The 12,778-nt window shown below is 40.0% G+C and carries 12 protein-coding genes; 5 read left to right on the forward strand and 7 right to left on the reverse strand.

What is annotated here, in order from left to right; translation table 11 throughout:
- Positions 1-519 carry a disulfide bond formation protein DsbB gene (dsbB, locus tag PSH41_RS07105; RefSeq protein WP_004587376.1) on the reverse strand — a complete coding sequence of 173 codons (519 nt, stop codon included), beginning with the start codon at positions 517-519 and terminating at the stop codon, positions 1-3.
- Positions 520-1,041: 522 nt separating this feature from the next.
- Here dsbB and fadR point away from each other — a divergent pair.
- Together fadR and PSH41_RS07115 are read left to right on the forward strand one after the other, a co-directional pair.
- Complete coding sequence (gene fadR, locus PSH41_RS07110; RefSeq protein ID WP_004587375.1) at positions 1,042-1,755, forward strand: fatty acid metabolism transcriptional regulator FadR; 714 nt, start codon at positions 1,042-1,044, stop codon at positions 1,753-1,755.
- 235 nt (positions 1,756-1,990) lie between these two features.
- Positions 1,991-2,596 (forward strand): peroxiredoxin, encoded by a 606-nt coding sequence (locus PSH41_RS07115; RefSeq protein ID WP_004587374.1) that lies wholly within the window; start codon positions 1,991-1,993, stop codon positions 2,594-2,596.
- 88 nt (positions 2,597-2,684) lie between these two features.
- Here PSH41_RS07115 and PSH41_RS07120 read toward each other — a convergent pair whose 3' ends face one another.
- Positions 2,685-5,276, reverse strand: a complete 2,592-nt coding sequence (locus tag PSH41_RS07120; RefSeq protein ID WP_096042063.1) for a TonB-dependent receptor — start codon at positions 5,274-5,276, stop codon at positions 2,685-2,687.
- Positions 5,277-5,654: 378 nt separating this feature from the next.
- Complete coding sequence (gene smpB / locus PSH41_RS07125; protein ID WP_004587371.1) at positions 5,655-6,134, reverse strand: SsrA-binding protein SmpB; 480 nt, start codon at positions 6,132-6,134, stop codon at positions 5,655-5,657.
- 145 nt (positions 6,135-6,279) lie between these two features.
- Here smpB and PSH41_RS07130 point away from each other — a divergent pair, with 145 nt between their 5' ends.
- Both PSH41_RS07130 and PSH41_RS07135 read left to right on the forward strand, forming a co-directional pair.
- Positions 6,280-6,717, forward strand: coding sequence for a type II toxin-antitoxin system RatA family toxin (locus PSH41_RS07130; protein WP_055253005.1), 438 nt, complete (start codon positions 6,280-6,282; stop codon positions 6,715-6,717).
- Positions 6,717-7,034 carry an RnfH family protein gene (locus PSH41_RS07135; RefSeq protein ID WP_029773434.1) on the forward strand — a complete coding sequence of 106 codons (318 nt, stop codon included), beginning with the start codon at positions 6,717-6,719 and terminating at the stop codon, positions 7,032-7,034. Before PSH41_RS07130 ends, PSH41_RS07135 begins: the two co-directional genes overlap by 1 nt.
- A gap of 64 nt (positions 7,035-7,098) precedes the next feature.
- On the opposite strand, the gene PSH41_RS07140 is transcribed toward PSH41_RS07135, so the two are convergent.
- Complete coding sequence (locus tag PSH41_RS07140; RefSeq protein WP_004587368.1) at positions 7,099-7,458, reverse strand: outer membrane protein assembly factor BamE; 360 nt, start codon at positions 7,456-7,458, stop codon at positions 7,099-7,101.
- A gap of 107 nt (positions 7,459-7,565) precedes the next feature.
- Here PSH41_RS07140 and PSH41_RS07145 point away from each other — a divergent pair, with 107 nt between their 5' ends.
- Entirely contained in the window at positions 7,566-7,880 is a 315-nt protein-coding gene (locus PSH41_RS07145) for a GIY-YIG nuclease family protein (RefSeq protein ID WP_004587367.1), read from the forward strand.
- On the opposite strand, the gene PSH41_RS07150 is transcribed toward PSH41_RS07145, so the two are convergent.
- From PSH41_RS07150 to ilvC, 3 genes are all read right to left on the reverse strand, one after another.
- Complete coding sequence (locus PSH41_RS07150) at positions 7,866-9,044, reverse strand: tetratricopeptide repeat protein (RefSeq protein WP_273589003.1); 1,179 nt, start codon at positions 9,042-9,044, stop codon at positions 7,866-7,868. The two genes, PSH41_RS07145 and PSH41_RS07150, sit on opposite strands and share 15 nt — an antisense overlap.
- A 79-nt stretch (positions 9,045-9,123) precedes the next feature.
- A complete protein-coding gene (locus PSH41_RS07155) occupies positions 9,124-11,043 on the reverse strand; it encodes a methyl-accepting chemotaxis protein (protein WP_273589002.1) in 1,920 nt (639 codons plus the stop codon).
- 164 nt (positions 11,044-11,207) lie between these two features.
- Positions 11,208-12,680, reverse strand: coding sequence for a ketol-acid reductoisomerase (gene ilvC / locus PSH41_RS07160; protein WP_273586184.1), 1,473 nt, complete (start codon positions 12,678-12,680; stop codon positions 11,208-11,210).
- Positions 12,681-12,778: the final 98 nt, after the last annotated feature.

Below are 12,778 nucleotides of genomic sequence, written 5' to 3' on the forward strand. Positions count from 1 at the left end.
TTAAATAGTCTTTTTAGTAAGTAAGCGAGTGGTAACAATTACAAAAAGCGTGATAGTAAATAACGCAAATAGTATTTCCATCCATGCTGGCATACTTAATCCCGCAAATTGCCAATCGATATTACCGCAATCCCCTGTGGCTTGAAAAAAGCTTGGGATCCATTCATGCAATGGCATAAATGAAGGAAAGTTTGGCTCAAACTCACAGCTAAACGCAAAGGGATCGGTGGTTGTTTGCATTTCAATGTGCTCACGTGCAATAAAGTAACCCCACACACTTGATACACCCCACACTAAATAAGCGATAGCGCGTACTAATTTACTTTGTGGTTTAGTTGCGCCAATAATGCCTGCCCCTAATAAGCCTAATACCGCAGTTCGCTGGTAAATACACATAATGCATGGAGCAAGGCCCATCTGGTATTGAAAAAACAGTGCGGTGACTTCTAATAAAAATACAATGCCTGTAAATAGTAGCCATGGAGTACGTTGAGTAGGGAGTTGTGCTAGCCAGTTCATAAAAAATCCGCATTGAAATAAGACGTTGAATTATGTACTAGGATAAAGTAACGAGCAACAAAAAGGGTAAAAAAGCTACCGAAGTGGCTTTTTTTAAGATGAAATTAATAAGCGGTTATGGCCAATCCTATTTAGGGAAAGGTTAAGCTTAATTTGCTAAGTGAAGATGTAATATAAGATTGGTTCACTAAAAAGGCTTGTTTAAACGTCACAGTGAACAGGCTCTGCTGTATGCAATATTTTGAATGTACTTGTTGCCGCACACGGGAATTATTGTAGTAATGTAATGGTGAAGCAAAAACAGCAATGGTATTAATGTACCTACTATGAATAGGGTTAATTGATTTAGCAAATTAGACCTAATTTAAGCATGTTGAATTTTATTATTTACTATTGCGAAATTTTCAGCGGTTGGTTGGCACTTATATCAACGAGTTTACTTGTTAGTTATATTTCATCTGGTACAATCTGTCAGTTATTCGTATAAAACGATGAGTTGTGATTAATTCGAGTGGGAATTGAATGAGAATTTTTAAAGCTAAAAGCCCAGCAGGATTTGCTGAAGAGTATATAGTTGAATCTATCTGGAACGGCGATTTCCCTCCAGGTTCAATTCTACCTGCAGAGCGTGAGCTTTCTGAGTTAATTGGTGTAACCAGAACAACCTTACGTGAAGTACTGCAACGTTTAGCACGCGATGGCTGGCTAACTATTCAGCACGGCAAGCCAACCAGAGTGAATAACTTTTGGGAAACATCGGGTTTAAACATACTCGAAACGCTGGCGCGCTTAGATGAAGACAAAATGCCAGAGCTGACCGATCAGTTATTATCTGCACGTACTAATATTAGTGCTATTTATACCCGTGCAGCGATAAAGCTTAACCCTGAGCGTGTTATTGAGATTTTATCAAAAAGCGATGAACTTGAAGACACTGCGCAAGCTTTTGCAGATTACGATTACAAAGTACACCACGAATTAGCTGTCGCTGGTAATAACCGCATCTACGTACTTATACTTAACGGTTTTAGAGGGTTTTACTTTAAAATTGGTTGTCATTATTTCTCAGACGCAGGCACTCGCCAGTTAGCACGTCAATTTTATAAAGACCTAACAGTATTGGCTGAAAACCGTGAGCATGATGGCGCGATTTCAATGATGCGTAAGTTTGGCCATCAAACCGGTGAAATCTGGCAAAATATTAAAGGCGATATGCCTTCCGATATCATGGATTAACCCATTTTTAAAACCTGCAAATGCAGGTTTTTTTATAGGCGTAATAAAGTTTTAATATCTGTTCGGTATTTTCGATTGTGCACATCGCTAAATACGATTGTTCTTTTTTCCTTATTAAATTTAAAATGCCACGTAATTATGTGTTGGCGCTATTGTTTTTTTATTTTTAGCGCCCATATAAGTATCAGCATTGCGTATGCAATCGACAACAAACTCAAAATATTTGGAGAATAAAATGGGTGTATTAGTAGGCCGCCAGGCACCAGACTTTACCGCTGCAGCTGTACTAGGTAATGGTGAAATTGTAGATAGCTATAACCTTCATGAAACAATTAAAGGTAAAAAAGCAGTAATCTTCTTTTACCCACTAGATTTCACGTTTGTATGTCCTTCAGAACTTATCGCATTTGATAAGCGTTACGAAGAATTCCAAAAGCGTGGCGTAGAAGTAATTGGTGTTTCTATCGATTCACAATTCTCACACAACGCATGGCGTAACACTGCTGTAGCAGACGGCGGTATTGGTAAAGTTCAATACGCACTAGTTGCAGACGTTAAGCACGAAATTTGTAAAGCATACGACGTTGAGCACCCTGAAGCGGGCGTTGCATTTCGTGGCTCTTTCCTAATCGATGAGGAAGGTAACGTACGTCACCAAGTAGTGAACGACTTACCACTTGGTCGTAACATCGACGAAATGATCCGCATGGTTGACGCGCTAGCATTTCACAGCGAAAACGGCGAAGTATGTCCTGCTGGTTGGGAAGAAGGTAAAAAAGGTATGGACGCAAGCCCTGAAGGTGTTGCTAAGTTCCTATCTGAAAACGAAGGCGAGCTATAATTTAGCCCCTACGTTTTAATAAAAAAAACCGCCATATGGCGGTTTTTTTGTTTTTAGCATAGCCCATTTAATAATGAGCTATATTAAATTAAAACGAGAAGGTTACTTTAGTGTAGAAGTAACGACCTCGTGGGTTGTGTACACCCGATGCATACCCGTAAAGGTCGGCATCGCCATCACCAATGGCAAATGGTGGCTCTTCGTCAAATACGTTATTTACACCAAGCGACACTTTAGTTGCATCACTTACACGGTAAGATGTTTGTAAATCTACCAGTGCTTGCGAGTCAACCATACGCGATGTATTGCTATCAAAGTCTAAGTTACCGTCAAAGTCTATATCTGGGGTATCTTCAAACTCGCCTACGTAGCTAATATTTACGTTGGTATTAAATTGGCCAATTTCCCAGTTAGTAGAGAAAATCCAGCGGTGCTCTGGGTAATTGTATTCACCCGTGTAATCGCGGCCGTCTTTTTCAAACTTGTTTTGGTACGCCCATTCTAAGTTAAATTTAAGCAAGCCTAAATCATCCAGCGAATGGTTGTAATTTGCTGATAAATCAACACCTGACACTTCTTGCGAAGAGACGTTTTCAAAGGTGCTGTATATTTTTTGAATGGTGCCTAAGCTATTACCACCACTAGGTGCTAAGCGTACACACACCGTGCTATCTTGGTTATTACACTCAGAGTTATAAATTGGGCCAAATTCTTGTTCATCAATTTTATTATCTTGGGTAATACTCCACACATCTACGCTTAAACCAAACTCAGCAGAAGGTGCCCAAATAAAGCCAACGTTCCATGATTCTGACTCTTCGGCTTCTAAGTCAGGGTTACCAGCAAATTCAATGTTGTAATCTAGCGCGTCACAATCAAGGCCAGTTGCTTCACAGCGATAAGTATCTACAAAAAACTGACTTTCTTGTGATGGACCTAAACCTACTTGTGCAAGCGATGGCGCTCTAAACCCTTGTGCCCACGAACCACGAATGGTTATTTCGTCGGTAGGTGCCCAACGTAAAGCGACTTTAGGGTTTGTTGTATTACCAAAGTCGCTGTAATCATCGTAACGGCCAGCGAGTTGTAGCTCTAGGTTTTCAGCAAGTGGGATTGAAAATTCCACATAGGCTGCGTATTGGTCGCGCTCTGCTGCAGCAGACACAGACTCAGTACCAAAAATTAAACCGCGCTGAAATTGGTCATCCGGTGTATCGGTTACATCTTCTTCACGGTATTCAATACCCGCGGCCATCATAACCACATCATCACCAAAGCTAAATGCTTCACCAGAGATGTTAGCGTCGAATGAGGTCATATGAGACTCACCGCGGCGAACTAAGCTTGTGGTAATTCTGTCAATGACTTCTGGGCTGTTATAGGTGCCACCAAATGGGTTGTAGTTACCGGCATCAATTTCTTGTTGTAAAAAGTCGGTGCGAACCCAACCTTGCGAGCGATCGCCTGTTTGAAGTGATTTACTACGGCCTTTTTGAACTGCAGCTTCCCAGCTCCATTCCTTAATTTCGCCTCTTAGGCCAGCTACAAAGCGAAGTGTGTCTGATTCAATATCCCATTGGCGAGCGCCTGCATCAACCGTACGGTAACGGCCAATTTGAATATCTTCACCAAACGGGTTGTTAGGGTGGCTAGCGGGTACTGTTAAACCTGCATCTTCATCTAGTGGAGTAGGGGCACCGGCTGCAACTGAGGTATTATGCTGCACTGCCATTTCTAAAAAGCCGGTAATACCATTATCAAAATTGTATTCAAATTGAGAAATAGCACCTACGCGCTCAGACTCAGGGGCGATGTAGCCAAATGGGCCGTAATCAAATAAACAACTACCGCTTGATGTGGCGTTTTCTGCAGGACAATCTGGGTCAATTGTTTTTACACCATCAACATAAAAGTAGCCTGGAAAGCCACGAGAAGAGCGAAAGTCTTCGCCGCCATAAGGCGATTGATTAGCGGTGCCTAAGCTGCCCATTTCATCTGACGAAAGCGAGGTGTTTTTAAAATAATCAATAATAATTGAGGCGCTGCTTTTTTCGCTAGTTGTACCCCATACTAAACTTGCTGTTGTTTCTTCGTAATTAGGGCCATCGGTACCACCGTAGCCTAAGTTTAGTTCAACGCCATCTATGTCTTTTTTCAAAATAACGTTGACTACGCCCGCTACTGCATCAGAGCCATAAATTGCTGATGCGCCATCTTTTAAAATATCAATGCGTTCAATCGCCGATACCGGAATACTATTAATATCGACAAATGAGTTTGTTATACCTTCGGCAAAGGCACTAATAGCCACACGGCGGCCGTTGATTAGTACCAATGTAGCATCAGCACCTAAACCACGTAGGCTGACCGCGGCAGATCCATTTGCAGTTGAATCTTGGTTGTTGCCGCGTGTTGAGAAAGTACCGCTGCCTGCCACAGGCATTCTTTCGAGGAGTTGTTGAAGGTTATCGTAACCCATGTTTTCGATATCTGCTCTGCCAATAGATTGTACTGGCGAAGGCCCTTCGATATCGGTGCGTTTTATGCGCGAACCTGTTACTTCAATGCGTTCTACTTTTTTTGCTTCTTCAGCAGCATAAGCTGTTGTTGTAAACCCTGCTGAAAGTGCGATTGTAGCACCTGCAATTATGCTAGGTGTAAATGCAATTGATTGCTTCATCCTTAAGTCCTTGTTGATATGTTATAAATTTAGTTGCTTAACAAGCGCTGACATTAATATCATGTAACTTAAGTGTTATCAATCTACACCCTTTGCGATTTTAGTATGAGTTTTTGTAGAGTATTGAGGGAAAAATATTCAATAATAGAAACAACGAAAAGGGATAGACAAGGCTAAATTACTCGCTTTGTACCATAAAATTTGCGCACTAAAATGGACAGGCATCTAAAGAAATTAAAAAAATAAATAAAGTGTAATAATTTATTTATATCACGCACAGGGATGAATTAAATAAAGCTGAGGGTAATTTGAACAGGTTGTTTTATATTTAACCGGTGAGAAATTAAAAAAAACGCCTAAATAAATTAGGCGTTGTGTTTATACTTTATGTTTCATGAGGCGTTCTTTCTCACGCGACCAATCTTTATTTTTGCCGTCTTCACGTTTGTCATGCATTTTTTTACCTTTTGCTAAGTGAAATTCAAGTTTCACCCAACATTTTTTCCAATACATGGCAGTGGCAACAAGTGAGTAGCCATCTCGTTCAGTGGCACCGACTAATCTATCAAGCTCTTTGCGGCTTAATAGCAGTTTACGGTATCGCATTGGATCGCAAATAACATGAGTCGAGGCGCTATTTAAAGGCTGAATTTGACTGCCTAATAAAAAAGCTTCGCCATTTTTAAGATGAATATAAGTTTCTGAGATGTTTACCTTACCAGCTCGGATACTTTTTACTTCCCAGCCCTGTAGTTCAACACCTGCTTCAAACTTGTCGTGTAAAAAATACTCATGACGCGCTTTTTTGTTAAGCGCGATGGTATTACTGTTCGATTTTGATGATTTGTTCTTAGCCATAGTGCCCTATAATATACGTATTAAGAGATGTTTTACATCGATTTTTTATATGTGCCTTTAAAATAATCTGGTGAACTTAAGACCATGAAAATTTGGGGAAACGCGCAAAGCTTGCTAAAATTCGCCCACACAGTTGGGAGTGAGTATGCCACAAATAGAAAAAAGTGCGCTGGTTATGTACAGCACTAAAGAGATGTTTGACCTAGTTAATGATGTAGAAGCTTATCCGCAGTTTTTACCTAATTGCTCAGACTCTAAAATCGTTTCGCAGCACAATAATAACATGACCGCGAGTTTAGAAATATCCAAGGCGGGTATAAAAAAGTGGTTTACCACTGAAAACACCTTTATTGACGAGCAAACCGTGCAATTAAGGCTGGTTGATGGCCCATTTAAAACTCTTAAAGGGCGTTGGCATTTTCAAGCGTTAGATAAAAAAGCTTGTAAAGTTGAGCTTAAGCTTGAATTTGAATTCTCTAGCAAGCTTATAGAATTGGCGTTTGGTAAAATATTTAATGATGTAGCTAAAAATATGGTTAGTGCATTCACGCAACGTGCAAAAGATGTATACGGAGCAAGATAATGATTAGCGTTGAGATAGTTTTTGCATTACCGACTAAAGCAACCACATTAACGGTGGAAGTAGCGCAAGGAACCACAGCCGAACAAGCTGTTATTCAATCGGGGATCATTGAAAAGTGCCCTGAAATAGACCCAACTGCGCTTACTTTAGGTGTATGGAATAGAACAGTAAAAGCGCATTACGAATTAAAAGATGGCGACAGAATAGAAATTTATCGTCCTCTAATTGCAGACCCTAAAGATGCTCGAAGAAAGCGTGCTGAAAAAGCAAAAGAGGAAGGTCGAGCAAATAAAGTTACCGGTGGGCGTCCTTTATAAAGGTTATTAATGTAGTAAATAAAAAAGGTGAGCCATGCTCACCTTTTTTTAATAACTAAAGCGTTTACTGCTCTAGCGGAGTATCAAAGTTTTCTGGTTGATCATAATCACCCGAAACAGCAACTAGTTGATCATTTTCAAATTTAACCAGCAACTCTTTATGCTGCTCATTATCGCGGCCTTTGTTAAAGCTGTACACATAACGCCAGGTACTATTATCAAACGCATCTTCTGCTATTGGACGACCTAATACATAAATAACTTGCTCTCGTGTCATGTTTACACGAAGCTTATCTACATCTGATTGCTCTAAAAAGTTACCCTGTGGGATATTGATTCTATATACCCAGCTAGAACAACCTGCTAAAGAGCTGAATGTGAGAGCAACGATAAGCCAAAGAGAAAAAGTTTTTAACGACTGCATTGTTAGTTGTGATCCTTATTTTTTATAATCTGCATGATACCGATTAGTCACTGAAGGTAAAACCCTTTTAAGAAATTGTTTTTAGTTACGAGGGTTAGGGCAACGTTTTGACCACAAACACACAAAAAAGTTTAAGTATAAATATAAGCAAAGCACACAAAGTACCCTCAACGTGGTATTTGTATATAGTGCAAACGCGTTTAGGCCACTGGTATACAGGTATAACAACCAATGTTGATAAGCGCTTAGCCACGCATCAAGCGGGTAAAGGCGCAAAAAACTTAAAAGGCAAAGGCCCTTTAGTTTTAATTCATCAACAAAAGGTGGGCTCAAAAAGCGAAGCCAGCAAGTTAGAGTGGCAAATTAAAAAATTAAGTAGGGCCCAAAAAGAGCACTACGTACAACAGCTAATGACTAAGTGAAGCTGTGGCATTTTTTAATGCTTTTAATTTATTACGATAGCGGGCTTTGTCATAGTTAAACTCGGCGTTTATACCCGCTAAACGCATATAATGTGTTGCCTGCTTTATATTGCCGGTAAAATAATATGCTCGCGCAAGGCCAAAGTGGCTTTCGTGTAACTTAGCGTCAATTTTATAAGCGCTTTTAAAATGCTTAATCGCTTGAGAGTAATTTTTAAGTACCAGTTCACTATTACCCAATGATATATGGTAATACGGGTTAGCTTGGCGCTTTTTATTGAGCTGTTTTAGCATTTGCTGACCTTGTTTAGCGCGGTTACTTAAGGTGTACAGCACAGCGAGATTACCTATGGCAGTATGGTTATTTTTATCAAGCAATAATGCATAGTTATATGCCTGTTCAGCTTCTTTTAAATAATTAAGCTGCCTAAATACAATACCTAAATTTCCCCAGCCACCACTGTATAATGGGGCGGCTTCAACTGCGGCACTAAAGTAGCTATAAGCTAAATTATAATTTTTATTTACTAACGCTTGAGCGCCTTTATTGTTATAAAACATAGCCGTAACAAACTCTTTGCTTATTGGGCTGGTTTTAAAGCGTTGTTTTCTTATATTCGGGTCGAAGTCTATGGTTAACTGTTTATCACGTTGATAAACCATTGTGGCTGGTATTGTTTGCATAAGCGCATTGTCAATTGATAAATTAATATGCCCTGTCAGTAAATTAACCCCTTTATTCATTGCCCAATACTCAGGAATATGGACTTTCTGAAAGCGCGCTTTTATACCTAAATAATCAGCTAAGCTATACGCTAATATCGATAACGATAGGCAATTAGCATTTAAATTAGCGTAGGTTTGCGATGCACTCAATGTGGCGCCACTTTGATAGGTTAATGAGTTATCGCCGTTTTTTAATAAAAAACTTAAAATACTGTTCGCTAAGTAATGCGCGCTGCGCTTACTGGTTAAGTGGGCATCAAGTTGGGAAGTGATTGTTTTGTCGAGCTTAAATATGTCTTGCTTGGTTTCAACGTTAATACGGTTAAATGTTGGATGGTTTGCAAGGGCAAGCGGTGGTGGTTCACGCACCGTGGTGTTACATGCGCTTAAATATAAGCAGCTACTTAGTAATAATGCGTTAAAACAAGATATGTTCATAAACCACCTCCAACATATTACATCTATAAGTGTAGATGCAATATGCGCAGGTGGTTTATTAAAGTGTTACAAAACGTGTTTAGTGGTGTTTTTCAAAGGTGGCTACGAGTGCATCAAGCGCTTGAGCGCTATTTGCTAAATCGCGAATTGCTTGCTCGGTGTTTATTTGCTCATTCATAGCACGGTCACTAATTTCACTTATTTGCTCAATATTACGTCCTACATCAGCAACCACGTTACTTTGCTGCTCAGTTGCGGTGGCAATTAAGGTAGCCATGTCGTTTATTTGATTTGCTGTTTCGCTTATCGCATCAAGCAATTCAACAGAGCTTTGCATTGCGCCTACGCTTTGTTGGGCTTTTTGCTTAGATTGACTAATATCGTTTACTACATCTTCAGAAATAGTGGTTAGCTCTTCAATCATTGACTGAATTTCGGTGGTTGATTGCGAGGTACGATTAGCAAGCGCGCGTACTTCATCGGCCACCACTGCAAAGCCTCTACCATGCTCACCAGCCCGTGCCGATTCGATGGCTGCGTTTAAGGCCAGTAAATTAGTTTGCTCTGAAATGCCGCGAATAGAGTCAACAATACTCGCTATATCAATTGTTTTTTTAGAAAGTAGTGTTACTTGTTCGGTAATGCCGTCAATGTCAGTGGCAAGCGCTGAAATTGTAGCTTGGCTTTGCAGTACTTGCTGATGGCTTTGGCTGGTGTTTTCTTGACTGCTTTGCGTTAACTTGGCTGCATTAGCCGCACTTTGTGCTATTTCTTGTACAGTTGCGCCCATTTCGTTAATGGCTGCAGCTACCGAAATGGTTTGCTCTTTTTGATTATCAATAGACTGCGAGTTGTTTTTTGCTTGTTCAAATACATGATTAGAACTTTGGCGTATTTCTGTACTTTCGTTGGCGACTTGCTTTATGGCAGTTTCAATTTTATGAATAAATTGGTTAAAGCCATGGCTTAAATTGTTTAGCTCTGGCTGATTAGACTCTGGCAAACGGTACGCTAAATTAGCATCGCCTGATCCTAAACGTGAGAACAGCTCGGCCATATCCGAAAGCGGTGACGCTAAAGAACGTGCTAACAAGTAACTTAGCATGCTAGCAACGAGGGCTATCACTAGCGTAAAGGTAAATATTTGCCACTCCAATGTACCTACTGTCGCAAACACCTCACTTTTAGGTACTTGGGCTAATACGTATAAGTCGGTATTGGCTATTGGCATGGCTGCTAAAAATGTGGCTTCGTTATTAAGTGATAATTCTGTAATTGCAAAACCAGAAGGGTTATACAAAGTACTATGAACATTACTGCCATAAAGTGTGTCTATGTTTACTTTAGCCACTTTATTTGCATCTTTATGTAACTGAATTAAACCGCTTTTATCTGTAATAAACACAAAGCCAGTTTGCTCAATTTTAAATTGTTGTAATAGCTTTTGCATGTCGGTGATGCTTTTTGCAAGCCCCGCTAATCCAAGCCCATTTGTTTGTTGATGATTTACAAACATTTTTACATCAGTCGGGGATTCTTGATAAATACTGATTGAGTACGGATTATTTGAGTTGGTAAAGCCAAAAAACCACCCATCAGCCGCGTCGTTTTTAAGCACGCGTAAAAATCCGTGTTGGTTCCAATATTGTGCTGTATCACGGTTAGCCCACGACGCCGTTGCTAAATCAAACTGCTTTGCTACGCGGTTTAATTCCTTAAGCAGTAGTGTGTCGTCTTGGTTATTTGAGCGCGCCCACTCTAAGATAAATTCATTTGATGATAGTTGCTGTGCAGCACCTAGTAGTTCGTTTATTTCGCCACCAATTTGATTACTAATACTATGTAATTTGCTGGGTAGCTCAGATTCAATCATACGTCGTTCTATAATATCTTCAGAGCTATATAAAGACGTTAAACCAATTAATGCAGCGACACAGATTGCAATGGTACTGCCTAAAATGGTGATTTTTTGAGTGATAGTTAGGTTTTTTATCGTCATATTATTTAACTTTACAACTAGGTAGATAGCCATGTTAGCACATTATTAATTAAGCGCTAATTATTGCAATATATCTAAAAGGGTATACTCGCTTCTTATTATTACTAGCACGAAAAAGCCCACAGCGTATGCATGTGGGCTTGGTTTCTAACAAGCGAAACTAGTTATACAATTTTCTTCATTGCTGACATGTAGCCGCGTAGTCTAGCGCCAACAATTTCAACAGGGTGCTCACGTAGTGCAGTGTTAATTTGAATCAATGTTTGGTTATCTACTTGGTTACTTTGCTCATTTAAGCCTTTACCAATAACATCGGTGTCGATGTTTTTCATAAAATCGGCCAATAATGGTAAACACGCATGGTTGTATAAGTAACAGCCGTATTCTGCAGTATCAGAAATAGTACGGTTCATTTCGAATAACTTTTTACGTGCTATTGTGTTGGCAATTAACGGTGTTTCGTGTAAAGACTCATAATAAGCCGACTCGTCAATAATGCCCGCTGCAGTCATGGTTTCAAATGCAAGCTCAACGCCCGCTTTAACCATAGCAACCATTAAAATACCGTTATCGAAAAACTCTTGCTCAGAGATTTCTACATCACCAGCAGGGGTTTTTTCAAAGTTAGTTTCGGCAGTTTCTGCACGCCATTTTAGTAAGTTTGCATCGTCGTTTGCCCAATCTTCCATCATTACGCGTGAGAAAGTACCGTCGATAATGTCATCTTGGTGCTTGTTATAAAGCGGGCGCATAATAACTTTAAGTTCTTCGCTTAGTTCAAACGCTTTTACTTTTGCAGGGTTTGATAAACGGTCAAGCATGTTAGTAACGCCGCCGTATTTAAGGGCTTCGGTAATTACTTCCCAGCCGTATTGAATTAGTTTTGATGCGTAACCCGCATCAATGCCTTTTTCAATCATTTTATCAAAACATAAAATTGAACCGGTTTGTAACATGCCACAAAGAATTGTTTGCTCGCCCATTAAGTCTGATTTAACTTCAGCGATAAACGATGACTTAAGTACACCGGCACGATGACCACCGGTACCCGCAGCGTAGGCTTTAGCTTGTGCTAAGCCGTGACCTTGTGGGTCATTTTCTGGGTGAACAGCAATAAGAGTAGGTACACCAAAGCCGCGTTTGTATTCTTCGCGAACTTCAGAGCCAGGACACTTAGGAGCAACCATGATTACCGTAATGTCTTCACGAATTTGCATGCCTTCTTCAACAATATTAAAACCGTGCGAGTAAGCAAGTGTAGAGCCTTGTTTCATTAAAGGCATAATGGCAGTTACAACGGCCGTATGTTGCTTATCTGGTGTTAGGTTTAATACTACGTCAGCGCTCGGAATTAGCTCTTCGTAGGTGCCTACAGTAAAACCGTTTTCAGATGCATTTAAGTATGACTGACGACGCTCATCAATTGCTGATTGACGTAACGTGTACGATACATCTAGGCCTGAGTCACGTAAGTTTAAACCTTGGTTAAGACCTTGTGCGCCACAGCCAACAATAACCAGCTTTTTACCTTTAAGTGCATCAACACCCTCGGTAAATTCACTTGGGTCCATAAATTCACATTGCGCTAATTGAGCTAGCTGCTCGCGTAAAGGTAAGGTATTAAAATAATTCGCCATGTTAGTGTCCTATAATTCGTGTTTGTTAGATGCAAAGCGTATTTGCTTTGCTTAAACACACCATAAAAAAAAACTTTGCTTGCGTAAAATGATATATT

It is taken from the genome of Pseudoalteromonas sp. CST2 (assembly GCF_028599385.1).
Lineage (GTDB): Bacteria > Pseudomonadota > Gammaproteobacteria > Enterobacterales > Alteromonadaceae > Pseudoalteromonas > Pseudoalteromonas atlantica.